Annotated in this window: 19 protein-coding genes; 2 read left to right on the forward strand and 17 right to left on the reverse strand. The window is 44.1% G+C overall.

Going from position 1 to position 25,447, the window contains the following annotated elements:
• Window positions 1–13: 13 nt before the first annotated feature.
• The 10 genes from HBAL_RS16435 to HBAL_RS16940 form a co-directional block, all read right to left on the reverse strand.
• A complete protein-coding gene (locus tag HBAL_RS16435) occupies window positions 14–3,040 on the reverse strand; it encodes a hybrid sensor histidine kinase/response regulator (protein ID WP_015828472.1) in 3,027 nt (1,008 codons plus the stop codon).
• 1 nt (window position 3,041) lies between these two features.
• On the reverse strand, window positions 3,042–3,995 hold the full coding sequence (locus HBAL_RS13345; RefSeq protein WP_015828473.1) for a response regulator: 954 nt from the start codon (window positions 3,993–3,995) through the stop codon (window positions 3,042–3,044).
• Between the two features lie 5 nt (window positions 3,996–4,000).
• Window positions 4,001–5,338: an HlyD family type I secretion periplasmic adaptor subunit gene (locus HBAL_RS13350; RefSeq protein ID WP_015828474.1), complete on the reverse strand. Its 1,338-nt coding sequence runs from the start codon at window positions 5,336–5,338 to the stop codon at window positions 4,001–4,003.
• Entirely contained in the window at window positions 5,338–7,551 is a 2,214-nt protein-coding gene (locus tag HBAL_RS13355; protein ID WP_015828475.1) for a peptidase domain-containing ABC transporter, read from the reverse strand. The genes HBAL_RS13350 and HBAL_RS13355 overlap by 1 nt, the downstream gene beginning before the upstream one ends.
• Window positions 7,551–9,320 (reverse strand): ABC transporter transmembrane domain-containing protein, encoded by a 1,770-nt coding sequence (locus HBAL_RS13360; RefSeq protein WP_015828476.1) that lies wholly within the window; start codon window positions 9,318–9,320, stop codon window positions 7,551–7,553. The genes HBAL_RS13355 and HBAL_RS13360 overlap by 1 nt, the downstream gene beginning before the upstream one ends.
• Window positions 9,307–9,906 carry a hypothetical protein gene (locus tag HBAL_RS13365; RefSeq protein ID WP_015828477.1) on the reverse strand — a complete coding sequence of 200 codons (600 nt, stop codon included), beginning with the start codon at window positions 9,904–9,906 and terminating at the stop codon, window positions 9,307–9,309. The genes HBAL_RS13360 and HBAL_RS13365 overlap by 14 nt, the downstream gene beginning before the upstream one ends.
• Window positions 9,860–11,656 (reverse strand): hypothetical protein, encoded by a 1,797-nt coding sequence (locus tag HBAL_RS13370; RefSeq protein ID WP_041301632.1) that lies wholly within the window; start codon window positions 11,654–11,656, stop codon window positions 9,860–9,862. The genes HBAL_RS13365 and HBAL_RS13370 overlap by 47 nt, the downstream gene beginning before the upstream one ends.
• Before the next feature lie 858 nt (window positions 11,657–12,514).
• Complete coding sequence (locus HBAL_RS13380) at window positions 12,515–13,651, reverse strand: PepSY-associated TM helix domain-containing protein (protein WP_041302384.1); 1,137 nt, start codon at window positions 13,649–13,651, stop codon at window positions 12,515–12,517.
• An 18-nt stretch (window positions 13,652–13,669) separates the two neighbouring features.
• Window positions 13,670–15,205: a TonB-dependent receptor gene (locus HBAL_RS13385; RefSeq protein WP_233356694.1), complete on the reverse strand. Its 1,536-nt coding sequence runs from the start codon at window positions 15,203–15,205 to the stop codon at window positions 13,670–13,672.
• The gene (locus HBAL_RS16940) at window positions 15,183–15,848 is read right to left on the reverse strand and encodes a TonB-dependent receptor plug domain-containing protein (protein WP_233356695.1); all 666 of its coding nucleotides are present in this window, start codon (window positions 15,846–15,848) and stop codon (window positions 15,183–15,185) included. The genes HBAL_RS13385 and HBAL_RS16940 overlap by 23 nt, the downstream gene beginning before the upstream one ends.
• A gap of 248 nt (window positions 15,849–16,096) precedes the next feature.
• Between HBAL_RS16940 and HBAL_RS13390 the strand changes: the two genes are divergently transcribed.
• On the forward strand, window positions 16,097–16,993 hold the full coding sequence (locus tag HBAL_RS13390) for a LysR substrate-binding domain-containing protein (protein WP_041301635.1): 897 nt from the start codon (window positions 16,097–16,099) through the stop codon (window positions 16,991–16,993).
• Window positions 16,994–17,346: 353 nt separating this feature from the next.
• Window positions 17,347–19,512 carry a catalase/peroxidase HPI gene (katG, locus tag HBAL_RS13395; RefSeq protein WP_407635712.1) on the forward strand — a complete coding sequence of 722 codons (2,166 nt, stop codon included), beginning with the start codon at window positions 17,347–17,349 and terminating at the stop codon, window positions 19,510–19,512.
• Between the two features lie 143 nt (window positions 19,513–19,655).
• Here katG and HBAL_RS13400 read toward each other — a convergent pair whose 3' ends face one another.
• The 7 genes from HBAL_RS13400 to phhA are packed head-to-tail and all read right to left on the reverse strand — an operon-like array spanning window position 19,656 to window position 25,434.
• On the reverse strand, window positions 19,656–19,958 hold the full coding sequence (locus HBAL_RS13400; protein WP_015828483.1) for a 4a-hydroxytetrahydrobiopterin dehydratase: 303 nt from the start codon (window positions 19,956–19,958) through the stop codon (window positions 19,656–19,658).
• Entirely contained in the window at window positions 19,951–21,174 is a 1,224-nt protein-coding gene (locus HBAL_RS13405; protein ID WP_015828484.1) for an amino acid aminotransferase, read from the reverse strand. Before HBAL_RS13405 ends, HBAL_RS13400 begins: the two co-directional genes overlap by 8 nt.
• Before the next feature lie 22 nt (window positions 21,175–21,196).
• Entirely contained in the window at window positions 21,197–22,225 is a 1,029-nt protein-coding gene (locus tag HBAL_RS13410; RefSeq protein ID WP_015828485.1) for a fumarylacetoacetate hydrolase family protein, read from the reverse strand.
• Between the two features lie 3 nt (window positions 22,226–22,228).
• Window positions 22,229–22,873 (reverse strand): maleylacetoacetate isomerase, encoded by a 645-nt coding sequence (gene maiA / locus HBAL_RS13415; protein WP_015828486.1) that lies wholly within the window; start codon window positions 22,871–22,873, stop codon window positions 22,229–22,231.
• Complete coding sequence (locus HBAL_RS13420) at window positions 22,873–23,430, reverse strand: VOC family protein (RefSeq protein ID WP_015828487.1); 558 nt, start codon at window positions 23,428–23,430, stop codon at window positions 22,873–22,875. The genes maiA and HBAL_RS13420 overlap by 1 nt, the downstream gene beginning before the upstream one ends.
• A complete protein-coding gene (gene hppD / locus HBAL_RS13425) occupies window positions 23,430–24,530 on the reverse strand; it encodes a 4-hydroxyphenylpyruvate dioxygenase (RefSeq protein WP_015828488.1) in 1,101 nt (366 codons plus the stop codon). The genes HBAL_RS13420 and hppD overlap by 1 nt, the downstream gene beginning before the upstream one ends.
• Window positions 24,531–24,558: 28 nt before the next feature.
• Window positions 24,559–25,434 carry a phenylalanine 4-monooxygenase gene (gene phhA, locus HBAL_RS13430; RefSeq protein ID WP_015828489.1) on the reverse strand — a complete coding sequence of 292 codons (876 nt, stop codon included), beginning with the start codon at window positions 25,432–25,434 and terminating at the stop codon, window positions 24,559–24,561.
• Window positions 25,435–25,447 lie beyond the last annotated feature (13 nt).

Consider the following 25,447-nt stretch of genomic DNA (forward strand, 5'->3'; position numbering starts at 1 on the left):
CTATTGTTTTTCTTTAAATAGCTTGTTTTTGAACACTATTTCCAGATATTTCCGCTTTTCCATCAAGCAATAACATACCACTGACACCCAAGAAGCTCTCTAATTCAGTCAGCATTTTTGTGAATTCTTGATTACTATAACCAATCTGCGAATCTTGATCAGAAACTTCTTTAGCTTGTGCTTCCAATTTTTTAGCTATGGACGATAGCGCTGTCGCCCCCATTTGCTTTGCACTGGATTTTAGAGAGTGGGAAGGTCTTACGATTTCTTCAATTCGATTGTTTTTTAATGCTAACCTGATCTGCTCTAGCATTTCTTTTGAATTCTGAATGAAAAGCGGCACCATCGTATCGAACTTGTCTTTCAATAGTGATCTTGCTTCTTCCACCGCTACTTCATCAATAAAATCAGACCTCGACATGCCAGCAGGCATAATTGGAACTAGTTTTTCTACCGTCTGGAGCGTATGGACAGGCGCATGTTCCTGTGGAGTCGTTTCCTGTGTTTCTGAACTCTCATCTGATTTGGACTTCTTAAACAAATTAAACATTTTCTGCTTCAACTCCTCTTTTCGCACTGGTTTCGTCATGTAATCTGCCATCCCGGCATCTAGGCATCTTTCTCGATCTCCCTTCAGGGCATTAGCCGTAAGAGCCACGATGGGCAAATCCTTTGAAATTTCACCAGAAAGCTGATAATCGACAATCTTGCGTGATGCTTCAAATCCATCCATGACCGGCATTAAACAATCCATCAAAACAATATCGAATGGCTTCTTTAGCGCCATATCAACGGCTTCCTGCCCATTAGATGTCAAAACAAAATCACACTCGAACTCGTTCATTATTTCTTGAATAAAGATCTGATTGATGAAGTTGTCTTCCGCGATGAGCACACGCATACCAGCAATATCTATATCATCTGGTTTCACAGTTTCATTTTGATATTCGGCTAACTCAGGAGGGATGACATCTCCAAATTTAAATTTTGACCAAATTTCCGCGACGTTTTGCCGAAAGGAGCTCATACGAATGGGTTTTTCAATCGCAGCACTAAATACCCCGCAAGCAAAACTATCATCCACACCATTGCGCCCTGCTGCCGACACAAGTATCAAACAAGCATCAGTAATCTGGCTGAGTTGAACCGCTAAAGTTTCGCCATTCATTGAAGGCATAACATAGTCAATCAATACCATATCAAATTCGGATCCGTTAGCGCGAGCTAGTTTCACGCTTTGGATGGCCTCACTACCAACTGAAACGCAATCGACACTCACGCCGGATGCTTCCATTTGGGCTCGTAGAATTTCCAGAGAGACATCACTATCATCGACGATCAACACACGCTTAAGACCCAATCGTTTCAGATCTAAATCGGCAGAGGGCTTCACTTGCGAACGTTGAGTTATAACCTCAAACCAGAACGTAGATCCCTCACCTTCAACACTGTCGACGCCAATTTTACCATTCGCAAGTTCAATAATGCTTTGACAAATGGAAAGGCCCAATCCTGTTCCGCCAAACTTACGCGTTGTTGATGTGTCAGCTTGACTGAATTTTTCAAAAATTCGGCTTTGGGCTTCTTCTGAAATTCCAATCCCCGTATCCACAACCTCGACACGAAAACGAATACCATCTTCATCAAGACTTTCATCAGGGATTTCAAACACCTTGACTTGGATTGAGCCGGTGTTTGTAAATTTGATTGCATTGCTAACAAAATTATCCAACACCTGCCTAAAGCGAACAGGATCCAAGAAAACATTTGAAGGCATATCTGGATCCGAAAAAATCGAAATTTCTACACCTTTATCCTGTGCTCGCATCGCGAATAATTGGCCGGTTTCATCAATTAATTCAACAACATTGCAATCAACTCTCTCAAGTTCCATTCGCCCTGCTTCAATTTTGGAGAAATCCAAAATATCATCGATGATACGTTGCAGCGAATTTCCAGATGACAAAATTGTCTCAGCATAAGATTCAATTTTCTTAGACGGTTTTGCACTCAGAATAAGCTCAGCCATTCCCAGAACGCCATTCATAGGTGTCCGAATTTCATGGCTCATAGTGGCTAGAAAGTCTGACTTAATTTGATTAGATGATAACGCCAATTTACGTGCTTTAACCTGATCATGTAGCACACGCCTCATTTTGAGCAGGTAGATGAACATTCCACCAATCACCAAAACAAGCACAATAAAAAGACGCGTTATGCCGGAACGATGCGCTTCGTAAAAATACGCTGATGGAGAAAAACGAAAATTGAATGTATATTCTGAATCTTCAGCACCACTGTAAACTGGCGTTATCACTGGCTCTAATTGACGCTCTAGCAACGCACCCAATATCCCCGGAGGAGAAATATTTGGTGCTGGAACATTGTCAGCTGTTACAACGATGTAATCGGCATGATCTCCACCTATTTCCTTTTGAGCAACACGAACGCCCTCAGGAAGATTTACGATGTGAATAGACACGCCTTCAACTGCACTATCAATTGCCATAGGGACGATGAAAGCCATATTTAATTCATTGCGCGTTGTCGTTGAATCTAAGGAATGATCAAGGCCCATATTTTGTAATTTATCTATACCAAACTGGAGACGCCCCGTCTTAAAGGCTGTCAAAACCAGCGGATATAAATAATCATCGACGTCAATTATCTGACCATAATCGAGCCCCCTTTTTAGAGGGTAAACATTATCAACAGTGAAGCTTCCATCTTCGCCCTTCGAAACCCACGACAAAGAGCGAGTTTGAGTATTAGTTTCGACAAGTTCAGCATTGAATTCTCTAAATTCATCTTGTGACACAAATTCCGACGACGTCATATATCTCCCAATATATTCAGCAATTTCAGCATGCCGACGCGTACGAGAGTCTTTAAGCAAGATTTCGAGCTTCGTTATCTGGTCAAATTGGCTCTCCAGACTATTCATATGCTCTTCGCGTGCAAATTCTCGCACACCCCACATAATAAAGGCCGCAACCAAAATAAAAATAAGAGTCTTTGTTTTTGAAAAATCCACGCTCATATCACCACTCCAAACTTTCACCTTGAGTGATGATGGCAACGGCCTTATTGCCCTTTTCATTGTACTGAAGCTTATCAAAGCTGCTCATTGCAGCCAGAGCAATTCCTCGGCCATGACTGTCACCAGCGCGGGAAGGATCAACGCGAACGTATTTTTTCCAGTCGAAACCTTCGCCCTGATCTTCAACTACGAGATAAATACCGTCCTGTTTTTTAACAACAGATGCGACAACAACGCGATCAGCATATTTTGGCAATAACAATCTGCGTTGGACCTCAGCCTCCCAATTATTGGCTTGAAGCAAGGTGTATTTATTTTCATAGCCAATCTCAAGATTACCATGTTCCACAGCGTTGATGAGAAGCTCAGAAACACCCGCCACCACTCGCGAGGGGTCGGGAAAACAACTCGCTATAAACCCGCTCAATTTGTTGACATGCTCAAGGTTTTTAAGTTCGAAACGGAATGACGTCATCAAATCAAAGCCAGTTCGATGCTTTGAAAGTTCTGTTTGAACTTTTTCTCGATTTTCCACTTCCCGAACTGCCGCTGAGAGAACAGATCGTAACATTTCTTCTTTAACTGGCTTCGTCAGATAGTAAAAAACACCTGCATTAAGCCCATCATCTATCGCATCATCGGAGTCTGTCCCCGTAATCATTATCACAGGCATATTCCGCAATTTTGGCTCGGATTTAATACGCTTAACCGCAGTCAACCCATCCATTACCGGCATTTCGCGATCCATTAAGATCACATCCACACCTTCAGGATTTTCTTTAAGCTTGGTTATCGCATCCAAACCATGTTCAGCATGAACTACCGTATGCCCTTCTTGAACAATCTGAGCTTCGAGGAAGGTCCGTGAAATCAGATTATCTTCAACAATCATAACCTTTGTTTCACGAGACAAAGCCAGAATATCGGAACGTTTTTGTTCTTTAACCTGCGTCATCGGTATTATCTCTCTGTAAAGGCTGTTTTCAAGGAAACATGGATTGGCTTTAGTAGATATTGCAGGATAGTCTTTTCACCCGTTACGACATCGGCCATAACTGTCATTCCAGGGAGAATCTGGTTACGCGTATCCGCTCCAACAAAAGACTTATCCAGAAGGATTGTTCCTTTGTAGAAACGCCCGCCATTGGGCTCCGTGAAGGTGGCAGCTGAGATGTAATCCAACTTCCCATTCACAGCACCAAATCGAGAAAAATCGAACGCGCTAAACTTAACCCGAACAGGCTGCCCGCGACGAAGATATCCAATATCTTTCGGTGATATCTTGACGTGAACTTCTAGCGTCCGGTCCTGAGGAACAATTTCCATCACTGTTTCTCCGGCGGTTAAAACCTCACCGACAGTGTTTACCGACATTCCTTTCACGCGCCCAGAAACGGGAGCCACTATATTCAACCGCTGAATACGTTCATTGAGCTTGTCGACGGCATTTTCATTTTGAGAAATTTCCGACACGGTAATATTCAAACGTTCAAGCACTTGATCAGATTGTGTCGCCTGCAACCCAGCAATTCGACTTTCATATTCATTCATTTCCTGACGTGCGAGCCGTAATTTATTGTTAAGTGCAGCCACAGAGTCCTTTAATTTTGTGAGTTTCAACTCTTCTTCCATTAGTCGAACTGCTGGAAACAGCCCCTTTTCAGCAAGCGATTTACGATTGTCATAGATCTGCTGAGATATTTTTAGTTTTTCAGTTTCGCTTGCTTTTTGAGACAAGAGTCCACGCTCTAGTTCATGCTTCTGCTCAAGCTGACGACTAACTATTTGAAGCTCTTGCTCACGCGACACCTTCATTGATTCAAATGATGCTTGCTGATCAGAGTATTTCAATGCGCTCAGATCGAAGCCAGAAAAATCTGGTTCACGCTTTTCAATGAAGGCCCTAAGGCGCTCCGCCTGTAGTTGTAGAAAAACTTGCTTAGCAACAAGAATTCTATGATCTTCATTTATCGCTTTAGCGCTGATAGATACGAGCAATTGCCCCGCTTCAACCAAATCACCTTCTTCAACGTGTATTTTGTCAATAATCCCGCCTTCTAAATGTTGAACAAGCTGCTTTTTACCTTGCGGTATAACCTCACCTGACGTCCGTGCGACCTCATTAATGTTAGTGAATGACGACCACACCAAAAATGCGAGTATAAGCGAGGACACTAAAGCTAAGGTTGTACGCACAATGTAAGGATTAACTGTTTCCTCCAATTGGACTGCTTGCGAAAGGAAACGCATTTGACGGTCACGCCGATCACGTTTCAAACGAGAAATAAGATTAAACATTATGCGGCCTCCCCAGCAGGCTTTTGAATATTGGTGGATTGAGTTGTGTCACTAGATTGCACAAACGGCTTTTCGCGCCCCTTGAGATTAATGACCGTAGTCGCCATATTAATGAAATCAGTACGATAAGTGCTTAAGAATACTGTTTGCTGCCCGCGGACGTCCAACAGGTATTTCTTCAAATTCATACCTAAACGGTCTGACAGAAGCGAATTTGGCACCTCATCTATCAACAGAATAGAAGCCTCTTGCAAATAACCTCGCGCAAGTGAAATTTTGAAAGCCAATGAGGAATTCACCTCCACTTGGCCTTTCGTGCCTATTTGAGTTTCCAATCCTTTAGGTAGTCGATTGATTGTGTCTTGCGCGTCAGATAGAGCAAGTACACGTTGTATCTGCTCATCTGTAGCGTCTGGACGCACCAATTTAAGATTTTCCAAAATACTTCCGCTGTATAAAGTGGGTGTTTTCGGAACATAAGCGATCTGTCTTCTAAGGCTATTTGCTTCCAATTGACGAATATCAAATCCATCTATTCTGACGGCACCGCTTTCCGCCTGATAAAGCTTTTGCAATAGCTTCAAAATACTGGCTTTTCCGCCTCCCGTCGTTCCAGTGAGGGCGACAAAATCTCCCGCAGCGACACGAAAAGACAGATCTTTAAAGACGTAATCTCCAGCCTCTCCATATTTGAAAGAGACATTGTCAAAAGTGATCCTACCTCTAACGCGCGGAAGTTTGGCGGCGCTTGGGTTTTCCTCAATTTCACTACGAACTTCCATCAGATCGTTGATCTGAAGAATACTATTCCTAATTTGTTCAAGTCTTGGGACCATGGAACACAGAGAATAGAAAGGTACGAGTGCACGCCAAGTCAGGACCATAGACGCCACCAAAGCACCAGGGCTAATTTGCCCTTCCCAAATCAAGTGCACACCAAAACCAATTGTTGCAACAGACGATATGAGAGTGATTGCATGTGCTAAAGTCTCGACGACAGAGCCCAGAAACCCCATATCAAAATGTAGCATCATTTCTCGGCCAGAAACATCACGAAACTTTCGGATCCACTTTTCCTGAAGCCCTTGAGAACGAATTGTATCTATTTTCTCGTATGTCTCGATTGCAAATTGCTGTCGCGCAGAACTCGCTTTCGCTGCGATGCGAATAATGGTCTTTATTTTATTTCGTACCAGCCAAAATAAGACGCAATACAGGCCAATAGCTGCAACCGGCACCAAGAATAGCGGGCCTGCGACAAAATACAAAACAACAATCGACAAGACCACAAAAGGAGCATCAAGAGCTGACATAAAAGCTGGACTGCTGAAGAAATCTCTCGCTGCTTCAAATGTCTTAATTCTTGATATTTGCGATGAGACAGATGCGTTTTCAATTATAGATGGCGGCAATGATAAAAGATGAGAAAATATTCTGTTACCTACAATATTATCTAGGCGCCCTGATACCCAAGATAAACCAGACGCCCGAACAGCTCTAAAGGCACCATCAAAACACATAGCCGCAATTGCACCCACGCATAACATCGGAAGTACATCTGGCGCAGCAGAGGCAATCACCCGGTCATACACGAGCATAATGTAGATAGGGATCGAGATCGCAACGAGATTTAGAAGAAACCCAACAACTGAAACCTGAAACAAAGTCCCGTTAAAACGGTTTGCAGTCGCGATAAACCAGCTCTTGCCACTCCCCTTACGTTGGAAGTGAGAGGTCGATTGCCTATTTTCCTCATAACGTCGAAAGATCCAGACTACGCCGTTCACATCATTTGAACGCTCATCTAACTCCTGCGTCTCGGGATCAAACACCAAAACCCCATTTTCATCCTTACGAATGGGAAGAATTGGTTCTTCGTGGCGGTTCACCATTAAAGCTGGGAATAATCGGCTGTCTATTCTCTGAATGCTATCAACATGTTTTCGGCCGTAAAAACCCAAGTTTGCAATAGTGTTTAACACACCTTCCATTTTCAAAGGTTCTTTCGAAAATGGAAGCGCTTCCACGATACGGTCCACAGTGATTGTAGGTTCAAGTTCAAGCAACAATGCTAGGAGTGTTATCTCCCAAGCACCTGGAGATTCAAAATTCGTACGGCCCGATAGAAAGATAGCTGATGCGAGCTTACTAATCTCAATTCTAATTTCTGCCGATTTGGTCAGGAGTTGAACATTTTGAGTAACCTCGGACACTAGCCATACTCCTTCAAATTAGTGAAACTTTGAACTTGTCGCTGCCTTCCACCTGCTTCCAGCCGGCCATTCACCAGATGGTAGTGTCTGTCTGTTAGCGCGCGCAGATTTTCATCATCGGAGCAAATGATCATGGTAACTTGAGATTTAAGGCGCGCCAAAAGCTTGTAGACTGTCTGATAGCCCTCAAAATCCATGGATCTGTCAGCATTATCAAATAGAATGATCCGAGGTTTTTCAGCTAATGCACGCGTGATTGCTATGCGCTGACTCAACGCTGGTGGTATTGCATCGCTATAATTGCCAGTGACAATCGTATCAAAACCACCCGGTAATTTGGCGACTTCAGCATCGACTCCCAAAATACGAGCAACTTGGTTAACCTTAACAGGGTCAGCTAAACCGAAAGAAGAAATATTGTGGCGAATACTTCCGCGAATGAGTGAAGGAGATGTAACTAAGTGCCCAACATGCTTAACGCGTTCTCTTGCCTCATATGTTCTGATATCTTCTCTATCGAGTATCACTTTGCCCGTAGTCGGCGTGAGTGTTCCTGCAATTAACTTCATCAACACCGACTTACCTGCACCATGTACTCCGGTAATTAAGAGTGAATCACCTCGTTTCATTTCAAAACTAGCGTCATCAATGATAGTCTTACCTGTATTTTCACAGACAAAACTCACATTCTTTAATTCCAAATTACCTTCAGATTCACGTACATAGGCATTATTTCTCGTCAGGGTTTCTGTTTTTTCGCCTGCTAGAATCTTTTGAATGTTAGCCTGTGTAATTTTGAAAGCTTGATAGCGCGTCCAGAGCGACAACCCTTTCTGAATAGGCTGCATAAGACGACCGGAAAGCAGAAGCGCTGCGATGAGAGCACCGTTTGTCATTCCTCCTGACAACACCATTCCCGCGCCAAATGTTATAACTGCGATGACCATGATGTTTGCAAACAAGCCACCGGAATTATGCGTCATAGACACATGGCAGCTAAGATCGTAATGCGCCCGTGCTGATGCTGCCTCCATATGCTCATAACGACGCGAAAACATCTTCTCAAAACCAAATGCCTTGAGTGCATGAATGCCTTCAAGTGCCTCAACAAGAAAGTTGAAACGTTTATCGTCTGCATCTTCCAGCTTTTTCAGATAGAATTTGTGCTGGCTGCCATTGAATGCTGTTATGGCTCCGAACAAAATTAGGATACAGATCGGAATTAAGACCAGAATACCGGATATATAAGTTAGTAAAACCAAGTAAATTGGCACAAACATCAACTCAACGAATGTCACCAATTGCTGGCCTGTATAAAATTCCCTTAGTCGCGCCAATGTTGAAAGATTGTGCAAGAACTCTCCAACCCCACCTTTACGCGTATTATTTGCACTAACATTGATGAAATGATCAACAAAACGGACCATCATTCTGTGCTCATAGGCAGCACCTGAACGTGTCAAAACGTAGTTACGTGCAATTCGCAACATAGTTTCCAGCATTATCGCAACGACAACACCAACTATGAGGACCACAATCGTTCCAGTCCCTTTGTTGACCAAAATACGGTCATAGACCTGCAAAGTTGTAATAGGCAGCGCAAGCGATAGGATGCATATCGCTAACGTACTTAAGATAATCGAGCTGGTATTTTCCCGGAAACTTTCAATAAAAAGAACATCATCCTTAGATCGCTCGCCTCTAAAAACACCAGCACGCAAACTAGAAATCTTTTGAGAAAAAGCTCCCCAAACATTAGATAAACCCATCTCCGCCCCCACCAAAGTTTAATGAGAGCTGTAACTCTCCAAGCCCTTCACCAAAAGATGATTCAGGCTCAGGAAGCTCGCTATCTCCAGCTGATGGACCGCCTACCAAATCATCAAACAAACCACCCACACTCACGCTTTCTTCGGTCCAGCCATCAAATGGTGCCTCTGCTTGAGTATCCTCATCGCTGCCTAAAAATAGCGGGTCTTCCAGAACGGTTAGACCTTCTAAATCTTCGCCGACCACGACATCAAGTGCAGCTTCTAACTCTTCGCCAAGGGCTTCAACGCTTGCGTCAACATCCACATCAAGAATGGCATCATCAGAAATAACTTCTGCAACTGCGTCCACATCAATGTCGACATCGCCAACAATAGCTTCGACAGGATCAAGATTAACATCCACATCAAGGTCAACAATGTCCTGACCCGCAAGGTCAACATCGCCATCCACTGTCAGATCTTCATCTGAAGCGTCTGGATCTGATGGCTCGGAACCATCCGGTGTTAATAGGTCGGAGAGAACATCTTCGACTGTTTCAACAACAGGCTCGACAACTTCTTCGACGACTGACTGGCTCGACAATTTCTTCAGCTACCGCTTCGACTGTTTCTTCAACTGCTTCAACAACCGGTTCGACAACTTCTTCAGCCACAGCCTCAACATCATCACCGGCGTCTTCGCCGATCACCACATCAAGTGCAGCCTCTAACTCTTCGCCAAGCGCTTCAACGCTTGCGTCAACATCCACATCAAGGATGGCATCATCAGAAAGAACTTCTGCAACCGCGTCCACATCAATGTCGACATCACCAACTATGGCTTCAACTGGATCAAGATTAACATCGACATCAAGGTCAACAATGTCCTGACCCGCAAGGTCAACATCACCATCCACTGTCAGATCTTCATCTGAAGCGTCTGGATCTGTTGGTTCTGAACCGCCCGGTGTTAATAGGTCGGAGAGAACATCTTCGACTGCTTCAACAACGTCTTCGACAGTCTCTTCAACCGCTTCGACGACGTCCTCAACGACCTCTTCAACATCGTCAAGAATTGGGTCAACTATCTCGTCAACAACGTCTTCAACAACCTCTTCGACATCGTCAAGAATTGGGTCAACTACCTCGTCGACGACGTCTTCAACGACCTCTTCGACATCATCAAGAATTGGGTCAACTATCTCGTCGACGACGTCCTCAACAACCTCTTCGACATCATCAAGAATTGGGTCAACTATCTCGTCGACGACGTCCTCAACAACCTCTTCAACATCATCAAGAATTGGATCAACTATCTCGTCAACGACGTCTTCAACAACCTCTTCGACATCGTCGAGAATTGGATCAACTATCTCGTCAACGACGTCTTCAACAACCTCTTCGACATCGTCGAGAATTGGATCTACTACCTCGTCGACGACATCCTCAATAACTTCTTCAACATCGTCGACTACCTCTTCGGTGTCGTCAACTTCATCTGTATCCTCATCATTTGTTGTATCATCTTCCGCTTCTTCATCGTCATCATCACTGTCTTCAGAATCAGTCTCTTCGTCTTCATCAGACTCATTTTCAGACTCGTCAGGTGTTATAGGACCTCCATTCCCAGTATCAGGATTAGTGTCTGACTGCCCATTTCCTACATTAGTATCCGTAGAAGTACCGCCTCCACCATTATCCGACCCCTCAGACGCATCTGGAGTATTATTATCATTCGGCTGAGTAGGTAAATCGTCTTGATTTCCTGAATCATCACCTTCAACATCTGCGATATCTTGTGCTTCGTCATCGACGACTTCATCTGCGTCTTCGTCGTCATTCCCGTCAGAATTGTCTAAACTTCCCAACGGATCAAAAACATTTGAATAGTTCGGACTCTCTGAGCCTTTGGAGAACAATGACGCACCGCCAGGGTTGGACATTTGGAAATTAGATGCACCCGTCGAGCCAACTGAATTATTCACATAATCATCGGCAACACCAGGTGAATTTCCTAAAGAGCTCTCAGCCGTCGATAATTGTGTGCCATCTAGGTTTGTCGGCTCAACGCCCTCACTCCAAGACACATTAACATCGCCAAGATCAAACATGTTATTTAGTGACGAAATATTTAGGTCGGGCATACCTTCGCCCAACGCCCCTTCATCAACCTGCGATGATTGAAGGCTGGCAAAACTCATATTACCTGAGCCAAGTATGCCTTCAGATGCACCATCAACATCTTGAGCACCATACTCATCAGCATCCAAACGATGTGCAGAGATACTTAGATCACCATCTACACGTCCAGGTAGGTCTTCCGGATTGGTCGAAATTTCCGTTTTGTTGTCCACCACAATAGCCTCCAAAGCAAAGCTTCTATCGATAGCATGTGGGTTTCTTGTGTCCCTTCGCTATACTTTAGACACAGCTTAATAAACGGAAGGTTGTTATTTGGTAAATTTACATGGCGTCAAACTAAGTTTTCAATTAATCATAATCAAAAATAACAAGAACAAAAATAGTGTTTTTTCGTTAAATCAATTTCATCAAAGTACAAAGCAAATAAAAAAACAAAAACAATACTAATATTGATCATATTAATAGGAATATTATATTATCTATACTTATATTCAATGAATATATTTTAGATATATACATAAATAAATTTGCAATTAAAATATAGTGATAACGCAATCACAATTTCACACCACAAAAACACTACTAGAAGTACATGCATAAAATCATGAAATTTATAGGTTATTTTGCAAACGGCAGGTAACTACCAGATAACGAATTCATAACCTTTCGATCAAATATATATGAAATCCAGTCACAGTAATTGCAACTTTAAGAAAAGCACGAATTCACAGCGAAATCCTCCTTCCAAAAAGTAATTTTGCACGAATTCGTACGTAAATTTACGGAATTACGATCAAAATTTATGCTTTATTGGATGGAGATAGCGAGAATTATCAATGTTTCTTGTTAAAATGAGAAACTAAATTCTATTGAAAAAACGGATTACCCAAAGCGGGCCCACAAGATTGCCGCCAAGCTCGAGCCAACCGCCAGACTAGCCAAAATATCAAGCCACCCATCAATCATCAATGCGGATATAAGCCCAACAAAACTCAACACAAATAGCGCAAAAGGTATGCCAAATATTCCCCTGAGACGCCGCAGAGCACTCGGCTTTTCTTGTCTTGTTTTCACTGGCCAACCTCCGACAAGGTTTTACGCCTCACACCAGAACGCCGCCCCGCCTCGGCTTTGGTCAACCATAGATAAAGCCCACTCAGCAATACAATAATCGTTATTATGTCTAAAACAAACCAAACAAACTTCAGTATAAACCCACCATAATCACCAAAATGCAGTGGTCGGGATAGCGACAAAGCCTTTGTATACCATGGCATTTCTCGCAGCCCCGCAACCACACCTGTACCAGCATGAACTAAGACGGGCACAATGATATTCTCAGTGAGCGGTGAATTGCCGTGAAGGAAAACAGCATAATGCGTGGATGTTGAAAATCTGCTGCCCGGAAACGCGACAAACTGCAATTCCATGTCCGGCGCAAGTAAGACCGCTTCTTTTACAGCAATATCTAAAGATGCACGCTTTGTTATACTTGTCCCATCTTCATTTTTAGTCACTAGATCAGCAAGTTCATGGGCTCGCCAAGTATCTATGATTGGTCTCTCCAACGTATTGATCACACCTGTAAGACCAACAACAAGCACCCATGCCAGCGTAACAATTCCAAACAGATTATGATAATCTAGCCATTTCAACCGACTTGATTGGTTGCGCCGTAAAGTTCCAAATTCCAACTTACGCATAAAAGGCGCATATAGAACAACACCAGAAATAACCGCCGCAACAAACACAACGCCCATAGCCCCGAGAAACAACATACCTGGCAGACCAAGAAACATATCAGTATGCAGCTGTAATATGAATTCCATGACACTTTCCCCTCGATCCGCAGGGGGAACAATATCTCCGCTGGTCAGATCAAAGGACGCAAAATGCATCTGCGAAGCTGGGCTATTTTCATCTGGGCCTGTCGTAACATTTACGACTGGTCTCTCAATATCAAAACTCATGAATATTGGAACTTCACCCGGTCGTTCAGCCAATGAAACAGATAGGATTTCATCAAGCGTCAGATACGGCCCATCGGGGTTAGCAGGCCGCCAAGTATCTGGATTTAGAGCATTATCTATCTCATCATGAAATATAAGCGGGAGCCCCGTTATACACAGCATAAGTAGAAAGAGAGTGCAGACAAGACTCGTCCATTTGTGAACCCAAGTCCACACTTTTATCGTCGAAGCCTGCATCCCCGTCATTGTAATGTCCTAAAAGTCGATTGAGGCCGATAAGCTAATTGTACGTGGATTACCTAGTATCAAATAATTCGCCCCTGGATACCCACCTGTTGAAGCCCAATAGGCTTCATCTGTAATATTTTCGACCCGTGCACGTAGAGTAACAGGCTGAGCGCCCACTTCTAAAGCATAACGAACACCTAAGTCTAAACGAGTCCAACCATCAATCTGCCTTGTATTTGCTCCATCAGTATATTGCTCACTCGTATAGACAATCCGTCCATCTAAAGTCAGCCCAGAAATTGCTGCCACATCCCATTCAGCATTCAGGTTGGCTTGCAATTCAGGAACACCAATGGGTGTATTACCTTCATTTAGACCATCTTGCGTGCGGGAAAGTTTTGAATCAAGAAGAGTTGCTCCCCCGATAAGACGCACACCATTCACTGGCTCCCCAAACACACTTAATTCCAAACCTGAGTTTTCTTGTTCACCAGATGCAGTAAACACCTGATCTACAACGATAGTATTGGGGCGTGTAAGTTGAAATAAAGACAGCGTCGCACCAAAATCTCCACCATCATATTTGGCACCGACTTCTACCTGCTCTCCAGTAAATGGCTCTAACACCTCACCGGCATTTCCAATGGCAACACCACCACTTGTCGCAGGCGCAATTTCACCCGGCTGAAGGCTTTCTGCATAATTTCCATATACAGAAAACTGATCTGTTGCTTTATACACCAAACCAAATGCAGGCGTGATCTTGCTGTCTTCATAGCCAGACAAGTAAGCACCACTATTATAATTAAAACTTGCTGTTTCAATATTCTGTTGCCGCAGTCCAATTGTGGCCAACACCCGATCATCTAGAAAAGATAAAGTATCCGCAATTGCAAAAGATTGGTTGGTCACCTCTTCTGTTTTTAGCGGGCTAGCAAGGTCTCCACCGATAAAATAATCTGCCGCAGGCGCAACAACTGCAATCTGCGAATAAAGGTCTGATGCAAATGTGTCGACAAAGCTAGAAAATGCATATGCGTTTTTTGATTCCAAATTCACAGAAGAAGCAGAAATCGCAATGCGGTGGCCCACAGGTCCAGTATCGAACTCTGCACTCAGCCCTGTATCAAATGATACAACGGCATCTTCACGTGTGTTATCAAAACGGTAGGCAGACAAAACCCCATCTTCAGTTGCTCTAGGGTTTGCCAAAACATTGTCTTCTTCACCATTTCTGGCACCAGCACCAAGCCAAACTTTTACATTGCTTGTAAGATCATATTCCCCACGCACTGCACCGTATAATTGCTCTTCACTTGTATATGTCCAAGGTTGAGCAAAATTGACGTCAGCATCTGGCACAGCAGGTATATCGCCCAATGGTGTAACTTGCGGGCGCGGTGCATCAATCTGATTGTCTTGATATCCAAGATCAGCAGAAAAACGGAACCGCTCTCCCGCATAATCTGTTCCTATGGAAAAAACAGAAAGATTGCGGTTTTGGTCCTCAACCGACGTTTCTCCGTCGCGTAATGCCGCGTTAAAACGCACCCCCCCAATCATTGTTTGCACCAAAGCGTTGCCCTAGATCAACTGCAGCATAGCCCTGCCCTGCAGTTTCATACCCAAGGGTCAACCGCTGAATTCCACCATCTGGTGCACGCTTAGGAACAAGGTTGATCGTTCCGCCGACACCACTACCACCAGGAGCAGCACCATTGATAAACGCGCTAGCACCGCGAAACACTTCAACACGCTCAAGCGATTCTGCCGCTACAGATTGTCTAGGCAGTACACCATAGACTCCATTCAACGTAATATCATCTGAATAGACTGGGAAACCGCGTAGAATGTAAACTTCCTGAAAATTACCAAATCCCTTCGCCACGCGGACAACGGGATCATTTTGCAACACATCCCCAACACTTTGTGACTGCTGATTTAGAACCAATTCAGACGTGTAAGCTGTACCTGAAAACGGCGCATCAAGATAATCTAGGTTACCAAGTAGGCCCGCGCGCCCTCCGCGAGCCACTTGCCCACCAGCATATTCTGAAGTCAGTTCAACTTGTGAACTTCCGGTGATTGTTACAGTATCCATCGTCAACTGGTCATTACTGTCAGAACTCTCCTGTGCAAATGCGTATGAAGAGCAAGTGGTGAGCAAAACACCAGTGACCAAAACTTTCCAGCTTATCGGTTTCAAAGTCTATTTCTTTATTGAGAATAATTCGCAGACAGTGCTATATGTGGAAACCATACTCAAGACAAGCCTATCTTTGACACTAGAGGCATTGAGTTCATAGCATCACCCCACAACTGGAAGACCAGCCCCTGCCACTTTGAACAGAGGCTAAATTTCACTTTCCTAAAATCAAAGCAAACCTTTGACTTGATCTTATTTAGAATAATTCTAAAGTGTATTGGTTGTGTTATCTCTAAATGGTGAGAGTTATGAATCTTCGTGACCTAGAATACGTCGTTGCAGTAGCCAACCTCACGCATTTCAGCCGCGCTGCAGAATACTGTAATGTCAGCCAACCAACCTTGAGCTTGCAAATAAAAAAGCTAGAAGATGAGCTAGGCGTTGCTATTTTCGAACGTACGAATAAGCAAGTTTTCCCGACAGAAGCCGGATTGAAAATCGTCCAACACGCTCGAAAAATTCTTGCCGATACTGCTCAAATTAAGGAAATCGCAAAAACAGCACAAGATCCATTTTCGGGAACATTTCGACTTGGTGCTTTTCCAACACTTGCCAGCTATTTATTTCCCAGCCTTGTACCAATCCTAAGCAAAATAATGCCTTTGAGCAGATTAGTTCTGTTGGAAGAAAAGTCCGACACACTAAAAGAAATGCTAAAACAAGGGCAAATAGATGCAACTTTCCTCGCACTACCATTTGAAGAAGATGGCTTTTTCGTTCAACACGTTTTCAATGACCCTTTTCTAATAGCGGTCGCCCAATCACACAAACTCGCAAACAGAAAATCTATCGATAAATCAGCCCTGCTTTCTGAGCGTTTATTGCTTTTAGAGGAGGGTCATTGCCTGCGTGATCAAGCTCTAGATCTATGTCAAATTATGGGCTCAACCAATGAACCAGACTTTCGCGCAACAAGCCTTGAAACACTACGACAAATGGTAAGAGCAAATTCTGGAATTACTATTATGCCAGAAATAGCTATCAACGAAAACAAGCCAGATGGCATCTCCTACATTCCTTTTGCTGAGCAAGTACCCTTTCGTTCTATCGTATTAGTTTGCCGGAAAAGCTGTGCACGCAAGCCTGTGTTTGATCAAATTGTCACCAGCATGCTGGAATGGCGGGAAACCACACCCAAGGCCTAACTCACCCTTAACTGATCACACATGCAATCAGCATCATAGACACAGTCTATCACCATCATAGAAACAATCACTTTTCCAAACTATCGCAAAATCTATACATTATATTGCTGAGACCCTCACTACATTTCGTATGTTTTGCAAATAATCGAATTAAAAAGAGACGTCTCCTAAATGAAAAATTCTCTGGGAGGAACCAGGTCGACCGACAAATTTCTGTCTCATATTTCGGTTGATGGAGGTTCTGTTTTAAGGAACTCAACATGAAAAACACATTGAAAATAGCCCTGCTCTCCACATGTGTGGCTTTCGCAGGATCAGCCAATGCAACACCCCCAGGCTTCAACGGAATTGGGATGGGTAAAACGCCCATCAGCAATGATGTCGCTCCCAAATCTGTGAGCTATTGGTGGCCTGAACAAGTAGACCTTTCCCGTCTCCGTCAAAATGATTACAACGCAGACCCTGTCGGCGCGCAATTTGATTATGCAAAAGCATTTGCACAAGTTGACCTAGATGCCCTCAAAGCTGACATCAACGGCATTCTCACGACTTCTCAGGACTGGTGGCCCGCAGACTATGGCGTCTATACAGGGTTCTTCATCCGCATGGCGTGGCACAGCGCTGGTACATATCGTTCCGGCGATGGACGCGGAGGCGCAAATGGTGGCCAGCAAAGATTCGAACCGCTTAATAGTTGGCCTGACAATGCAAGCTTAGATAAAGCACGCCGCCTATTATGGCCCGTTAAACAAAAATACGGTCACTCTGTTTCTTGGTCTGATTTAATGGTGTTGGCAGGAAATGTGGCATTAGAAAATGCTGGTTTTGAGACATACGGTTTTGCTGGTGGTCGTGTGGATGCATGGGAACCTGAACTTGTTTACTGGGGTGCAGAAAGCAAATTCCTCACATCCGATAAAAGATACTCTGAAGATGGTGAATTAGAGGAACCACTTTCTGCAGCTGAGTTAGGTCTGATTTATGTAAATCCTGAAGGACCACACGGAAGCCACGACATCATGGCGGCTGCAAAAGACATTAGAACGACATTTGGTCGTATGGGTATGAATGATGAGGAAACAGTTGCCCTAATCGTTGGTGGCCACACACTAGGAAAAGCACACGGTGCACACAAAGCTAGCGAGTGTGTCGCTGCTGAACCAGCTGCTGCTGGCGTGGAAGAACAAGGCTTAGGCTGGAAAAACAAATGTGGAACTGGAGTCGGCCCAGATGCAACCACATCAGGACTTGAAGGCGCATGGACAGCATCACCAGTCATGTGGTCAAACAATTTTGTTGAGAATTTGTATAATTTTGAATGGGTTAAAACAACAAGTCCAGCTGGTGCAACACAATGGGTTCCAGAAGATAAAGACGTCAGATTTGTGCCTGATGCATTTGACCCTGAAAAAATTCACCAACCGATAATGTTCACGACAGACTTAGCATTACGTTATGACTCTGAATATGGGAAAGTCACTGCAAAATTCCTTGAAGACCCTGAATATATGAATGAGGCTTTTGCTAAAGCTTGGTTTAAACTGACGCACAGAGATATGGGACCAAAAGCACGCTATATTGGCGCTGAAGTTCCAGAAGCAAGCTTCATTTGGCAGGACCCTCTTCCAACTGTCGACTACAAAAACATCAGCAATAATGACATCAAGAAACTAAAACAAAAAATCCGTGATACAGGTCTCTCCAACACTGATCTAGTGAAAGCGGCTTGGGCTTCTGCTACAACCTTTCGTGACACAGATTTACGTGGCGGTGCCAATGGTGCACGCGTAACGCTTTCCCCGCAAAAAGACTGGGATGCAAATGACCCAGAATCTTTAAACAAAGTGGTTGCCGAGCTATCCAAGATTGAAGATGCTTACAATGAAAAAAACACTAAGCGCCAAGTATCTTTGGCTGACCTTATTGTTTTGGGCGGAGCAGTTGCAATTGAAGATGCAGCAAAAGCAGGCGGCGTTTCAATCAAAGTTCCATTCACATCTGGTCGTGTTGACGCAACTCAAGAAAACACAGACGTAACTACTTTTGAGATGCTTAGACCAGCTGCTGACGGGTTCCGTAACTACTACAGTAAGTATGCGCGCCGCTCACCATCTGAAATGCTGATTGACCGTGCAGACATGCTAACCCTTACAGTTAAGGAAATGACTGTATTGGTAGCAGGTATGCGTGCGCTAGATGCCAACTCGAACGGCGTAAAACACGGTGTCTTCACTGACAAACCAGGCACGTTAAGCAATGATTTCTTCATCAACCTACTCGACATGTCGACTGAATGGAAAAAATCAGAGACAGACGATGGTGTGTTTGAAGGATTTGACCGCACATCAGGCGATAGAAAATGGACTGCTACGGAAGTTGATCTTGTATTCGGTTCCAATTCTGAGCTTCGCGCTGTTGCTGAAGTATATGCCTACGACAATGGCCAAGAAAAATTCGTCTCGGACTTCATTGCTGCTTGGACAAAAGTAATGATGCTAGATCGTTTCGATTTGAAATAGCGTCAAAATTCTCGCAGCTAGCCAGCACAATGTTGGCTAGCTGCACCTTGCTCTTATTGCAGCTAACTCAGAGCATTGCTCGATAAAAACACTCTTAATTCTTACCGCCATAAAACTTGATCGCAACCATCACTCAAGTTCACTCAATAAACCGAATATGTGCGAGCAGACAGAGCTTTCTGAATCACATTCGCAAGCTCTAGGTCTCGTTCTGTTACCCCATCGGCATCGTGTGTCGTCAATTTAATTTCAACACGATTATAGACATTTTGCCATTCGGGATGATGATCAAGCCGCTCAGCACCGATTGCAACTTCTGTCATAAATGCCCAAGCCGCAGCAAAAGTCTCAAATTTCAAATGAGTAGAAACCGATTTCCTATCAGGCGCGGCAGACCAACCAGCCTCAAACTGCTCAAGTTGTGCGATTATATCTACATCACTCATTACGGCTTGCCTCACTCTCTATAAAAACTCGAGCAAGATAATCAGAAATATGCTCAATTTCTTTTGAATCTAAACCGGCTATATTCACTCGACCACTCGCCGGCATATAAACACCATATGCCTCCCGAAGATGGTGTGTAGCCTCCGCATCAAACGGGAGTTGACTAAACATCCCCTTCTGGGTCGTTAAATGCTGGAATGTCTCATTTCCCGTTTTTAAAACTAATTTTTCAGATAATTCTTGTCTCAAACCTTGAATACGTCCCCGCATCTGGCTCAGTTCCGCTTCCCAAATTTCTCGCAAGCCATTGTTGGAAAGGATTGTTGCAACAATAGCAGCTCCGTGCGCCGGTGGCATAGACCACGCTGCACGAGAAACATCAGCTACTTGAGATGATACCGACGCCACTGAGGATGCCTCTTCACAAATAGCAAGGAAACACCCCACACGCTCTCGATATAAACCAAAATTCTTCGAACAAGAGTAAGCGATCATCACATCGTCCGCAGCCTCAATAAATGCCCGAACACCTTCCATGTCTTCGTCTAGCCCCTCACCTAAACCATGATAGGCAATATCAAGCATAACGGCGAAACCTACATCTTTAGACAATTGGCCCAACGCACGCCAATCATCTACAGATAAATCCATACCTGTCGGATTGTGACATGGACCCTGAATAATAACGCCGTCGCCTTTCTTGATTTGCGAGAAATCTTCGAACATTGCCTCTCGATCCACACCCCCAGTCTCAGAACTGGCATATCGATATTCTCCAACATCAAACCCCGATGATTTAGCAATATTAATATGGTTGGGCCATGTCGGCGAAGAAACCCAAATCTTACTGATACCCAAACGCGACATCAAATTCATTCCAACATACAAAGCACCACATCCCCCCGGTGTAGTGAAAGACAAAGTGCGCCCTTCTTCACGAACAAGAGAATTATCGCCTAAAATCACATTTTCGATAGAGTCACAAAAATCAGCATTTCCTCTTGGCCCCTCATACACTTTCGTCGTCTGATCGTTCAAATACCGTAATTCAGCATTCTTAACCGCCGACATAACAGGCGTGACACCATTTGAGTCTCGATACACGCCAACACTCAAATCGTATTTAGTTTCACGCGGATCGCTTTTATAAGCGGCCATTAAACCCAACAATGCATCCGGTGGGAGAATTGAAAGCGAAGAAAATTTTGTGCTCATCTGTGTGTGTTGCTCCCAGCTTCTATCTATTATCAGACAATTCAACAGCGGTTACTGTTTGATCAATAGCACCAAAGACTGAATGTCCAGCCGCATCCAACATTTCAATACGCACTGTATCTCCTGTCTTCATAAAAGGAGTCTCGGGATTGCCTGTTTTGATTTGTTCGATCATTCGTATCTCAGCGATACAAGAATACCCAAGCCCGCCTTCGCTTACGGGACGCCCAGGACCTCCATCTTCGTCTTTATTAGAAACCGTACCGGAGCCAATTATTGTTCCTGCTATCAATGGTCGCGTTTTGGCGGCATGTGCTACGAGCTGCGCGAGGTTGAACGTTGCATCAACGCCTGCATTGGCGCGCCCGAAAGCTTGCCCATTATAATCGACACGCAATGGCAGATGTACAAGACTATCTTGCCACAATTCACCCAATTCATCGGGAGAAATTGCTACCGGAGAAAATGCACAAAGCGGCTTTGATTGCACAAAGCCAAACCCCTTTGCCAATTCTGCTGGAATAAGCCCTCTAAGAGACACATCATTACACAATAAAATCAGCTTTATATGATGACCTGCTTCTTCTTCGGCAACCCCCATGGGAACGTCATCAGTAATAACGCAAACCTCTGCTTCCATATCGCAGCCCCACGCGACATCACCTAATGGAATGGCATCATACGGTCGCAATGTAGACCCAGACACACCTTGATACATCAAAGGATCAGAATAAAAGCTCTCAGGGACCACAGCCCCTCGCGCCTGTCTCACCAGTTCAACATGATTGATATAAGCAGACCCATCTAGCCATTGATAAGGTCTAGGCAATGGACTTTCACACTGTTCTTGATCAAAAACTTTCCCAGACACAGACCCATCTTCCAAAGCATTCGCTAATGCTTTTAGTTGAGGCTCAATAATCGACCAGTTTTCTATGGCGGCCTGTAGTGATGGCGCAATGTCTGTCGCTTCTATGCATTTTGTCAGGTCTTTAGAAACAACAACAAATGTCCCGTCTCGCTGATCGCTAGTAAGTGTTGCAAGTTTCATAATTTATTCCTTAGGTGCATCTGGTTGAATTTCAGGGCGCGCTTTTTTAAATGATGGCAAAGCGCAACAATGCGCGTCAACGCGTTGAATAATCGGAAAATTAGACAAATCCGTATTCCATCGATTTGCATTATAAATGAGCGGGATGAGAGCTATCTCAAACAATGTCGGCACACCAAATGGGAGTATGTCATTTTCCCAACCAATCACACTTAATCGTCTTTCAATCGCTTCCAAAGTTCGATGATTCCAAGTCTGTATCCATTTTTCAATTTGCCTCTGATCGGCTCCAAACTCAGATTTCAAATATTGAAGCACTGGCAAATTGTTAGGCGCATGGGTTTCAGAGACAATCGCATAATATAATTCGCGCGCAATCTGAGCTTTTGCTTTATCCGCAGGTATAAATGACGGTTCTGGATAATTGATTTCTAACCAGTCAAGAATTGCTGGAGATTGCACCAAAAGTACATCACCAGCTTCTAAAACAGGCAATGTTTTATGTGGATTTACAGCAGCAAAATCATCAGATTTATTCTCACCGCACTTTAAATCCACTGCAGCATAGTCATAATTCACCCCTTTAAGGTTAAGTGCAATTCTTACCCGATAGCTGGTGGACGAACGGTAATAGCTGTACAATCGCATCAGCTATCTCCACTTTTGCTTCGTGCAAGTTCATGCAACCATGCCGCGTGACGTGGTGCCTTCTTTGTCAAAGACCATTCTTCAAGCATTGGACCCGCAACCCGCGCCAATTCCTCATATTGCTCTTTCGTCCCTATATCCGCAGCTAATTCAATGCGGTGCTGATTGGGATCAAAAAAGTAAATCGATTGGAATACGCCATGATGCGTAGGTCCTAAAACCTCAATTCCCAAGCTTTCCAAATGCGCTTTAGCAGACACCAATTCTTCCACGCTCCCCACCCTAAATGCAATGTGTTGCACCCATTCTGGCGTGTTGTTGTCGCGGTCCATTTCAGGCTGCTCAGGAAGTTCGAAAAATGCGAGGACATTGTCATTTCCCGCATCCAAGAAGATATGCATGTATGGATCATATGCCCCCGTAGATGGCACGTGATCTTCCGCAAACGCTGTCGTAAATTTCATGCCTAGAGCATTTTGATAAAACTCAACGGTTTCTTTGGCGTCTTTGCAACGATAAGCAGCATGATGCAGTCCTTTTAAAACTGGCGAAGACATTATTTTGCACCTTCTGCTTCCAGAACCCCTCGGTTAACCTGATCTCTTTCAATACTCTCAAATAATGCTTTGAAATTACCTTCTCCAAAGCCATCTTTGTAGTCTCCTTTGCGCTGAATAAACTCAAAGAAAACGGGACCTATTTGCGGCTCAGCAAAGATTTGCAACAATAATCGCGGCTCATTCCCTTCAGTCGTTCCATCAAGCAAGATACCTCGCGTGCGCAACTCTTCGATAGGCTCACCATGTCCAGGCAAGCGCCCATCCAGCATGTCATAATAGCTTCCTGGAGGGGCGGTCATGAACGGAACGCCTTTAGCTTTCAACCTATCCCAACAAGCAACCAGATCATCACATATCAAAGCAATGTGTTGAATCCCCTCGCCATTATATTGGCGCAAAAACTCTTCAATCTGACCTCCGCCAGATTTACCTTCTTCATTCAACGGAATACGGATTTTCCCATCAGGTGCGGTCAATGCCTGCGATGTCAATCCAGTGTATTCACCCTTGATATCAAAGTATTTTATCTCACGGAAATTAAACAGCTTTTCGTAATAGCCAGCCCAATAGGCCATACGCCCGCCGTAAACATTGTGCGTTAAGTGGTCAATGAGTTTAAACCCACACCCTTCAGGGTGGCGCTCAACGCCTGGTAGATATTCAAAATCAATATCATATATGCTGAGTTCATTGCCACCTTCATCATATCTGTCCACCAAATAAATGATGGAATTACCGATGCCGCGAATTCCAGGGATGTGCAGCTCCATCGCGCCTGTTTCAACCTGAATAGGCTCTGCCCCCTGCTGCAAAAGATAGTCATAGGCTTTTTTTGCATCACGAACGCGAAACCCCATTCCGCATGCGCTAGGTCCATGCTCACGAGCAAAATACCAAGCCGCCGAACGCGGCTCATAATTTGTGATTATGTTAATGCCTCCCTGTCTCCAAAGATCAACATCCTTGGATCGGTGGCTTGCAACCCGCTCAAAACCCATTGTTTCAAAAACGGGTTCAAGGAGACCTCTTTCTGGTGCCGAGAATTCTATAAACTCAAAGCCATTCAGACCAACTGGGTTTTCAAACAAATCTGTCATTTTAGTTTCTCCAGAATATCATATTCGCCTAAACGGCATCTTTTTTGGATTTAAAGTAATTCAATGTTCCCCGATGCAGCACTTGATCTGTCTCAATTAGATCATGCGCTTCTATGGCCTCGAGAGATTTAGTTGCTGCATACAGATCACCAAAATCTTGGTAGCAAGCTTCTAAAAGCGTTTCGAAACTATCAATGACAAAATAAGTCTGTTGATAATCATCAATAATGTATTTTGTTCTCATCACACGCTCGAGATCCAACATCACTCGATTTGGCGAGAAATCCTCTAGCGAGAACACACTTTCATTCGGTGATGATGCTATTCCAGCGCCATAAATGCGAAGACCATCGTCAGTCTGAAGCAGACCAAACTCGACTGTATACCAATAGAGGCGCGCAAGATTCGGCAATTGCCCCAGCTTGAGAGCGCGCTGCCCACCCTTGCCATAAGCTTCCATAAACTCAGCGAAAACAGGTTCAGCCAGCAAAGGGACATGTCCAAACACATCGTGAAATACATCCGGCTCCTGCAGGTATTCAAATTCCTTCTCAGGACGTATAAAAGCACCGGCAGGAAAGCGCTTATTTGCCAAATGATCAAAAAAGACATCGTCAGGAACAAGATCAGCGACGGGTACAACACTCCAGCCGGTCATTTTTTCAAGTCTATCCGATAGCTTCCCCATATGAGGAATGCCCTGCTCAGATAATTCAAGAGATTCCATTGCTTTTAAAAAAGCATCGCACGCTCTTCCGGGGAGCACCTTCTTTTGGCATTCAAACAACCGATCCCATCGATTGTGTTCAGCAATAGAATATGTGTCCCAAGCCTGATCTATTGTGTAATCACTGTTCTTATCCGCATTTGAATAGCGGTTTTTTTGTTGAACATCGGTAGCCATTTTAAGCCTCCAT

Origin of the sequence: Hirschia baltica ATCC 49814 (assembly GCF_000023785.1) — a bacterium.
GTDB classification, from domain to species: domain Bacteria; phylum Pseudomonadota; class Alphaproteobacteria; order Caulobacterales; family Hyphomonadaceae; genus Hirschia; species Hirschia baltica.

What these genes read in the sequence shown, in the direction of transcription:
- HBAL_RS16435 (WP_015828472.1), bottom strand. Translation starts at nt 3,040, where the DNA reads ATGAGCGTGGATTTTTCAAAAACAAAGACTCTTATTTTTATTTTGGTT.
- HBAL_RS13345 (WP_015828473.1), bottom strand. Translation starts at nt 3,995, where the DNA reads ATGACGCAGGTTAAAGAACAAAAACGTTCCGATATTCTGGCTTTGTCT.
- HBAL_RS13350 (WP_015828474.1), bottom strand. Translation starts at nt 5,338, where the DNA reads ATGTTTAATCTTATTTCTCGTTTGAAACGTGATCGGCGTGACCGTCAA.
- HBAL_RS13360 (WP_015828476.1), bottom strand. Translation starts at nt 9,320, where the DNA reads ATGGGTTTATCTAATGTTTGGGGAGCTTTTTCTCAAAAGATTTCTAGT.
- HBAL_RS13380 (WP_041302384.1), bottom strand. Translation starts at nt 13,651, where the DNA reads ATGCAGGCTTCGACGATAAAAGTGTGGACTTGGGTTCACAAATGGACG.
- HBAL_RS13385 (WP_233356694.1), bottom strand. Translation starts at nt 15,205, where the DNA reads ATGATTGGGGGGGTGCGTTTTAACGCGGCATTACGCGACGGAGAAACG.
- HBAL_RS13390 (WP_041301635.1), top strand. Translation starts at nt 16,097, where the DNA reads ATGAATCTTCGTGACCTAGAATACGTCGTTGCAGTAGCCAACCTCACG.
- katG (WP_407635712.1), top strand. Translation starts at nt 17,347, where the DNA reads ATGGGTAAAACGCCCATCAGCAATGATGTCGCTCCCAAATCTGTGAGC.
- HBAL_RS13400 (WP_015828483.1), bottom strand. Translation starts at nt 19,958, where the DNA reads ATGAGTGATGTAGATATAATCGCACAACTTGAGCAGTTTGAGGCTGGT.
- HBAL_RS13405 (WP_015828484.1), bottom strand. Translation starts at nt 21,174, where the DNA reads ATGAGCACAAAATTTTCTTCGCTTTCAATTCTCCCACCGGATGCATTG.
- HBAL_RS13410 (WP_015828485.1), bottom strand. Translation starts at nt 22,225, where the DNA reads ATGAAACTTGCAACACTTACTAGCGATCAGCGAGACGGGACATTTGTT.
- maiA (WP_015828486.1), bottom strand. Translation starts at nt 22,873, where the DNA reads ATGCGATTGTACAGCTATTACCGTTCGTCCACCAGCTATCGGGTAAGA.
- HBAL_RS13420 (WP_015828487.1), bottom strand. Translation starts at nt 23,430, where the DNA reads ATGTCTTCGCCAGTTTTAAAAGGACTGCATCATGCTGCTTATCGTTGC.
- hppD (WP_015828488.1), bottom strand. Translation starts at nt 24,530, where the DNA reads ATGACAGATTTGTTTGAAAACCCAGTTGGTCTGAATGGCTTTGAGTTT.
- phhA (WP_015828489.1), bottom strand. Translation starts at nt 25,434, where the DNA reads ATGGCTACCGATGTTCAACAAAAAAACCGCTATTCAAATGCGGATAAG.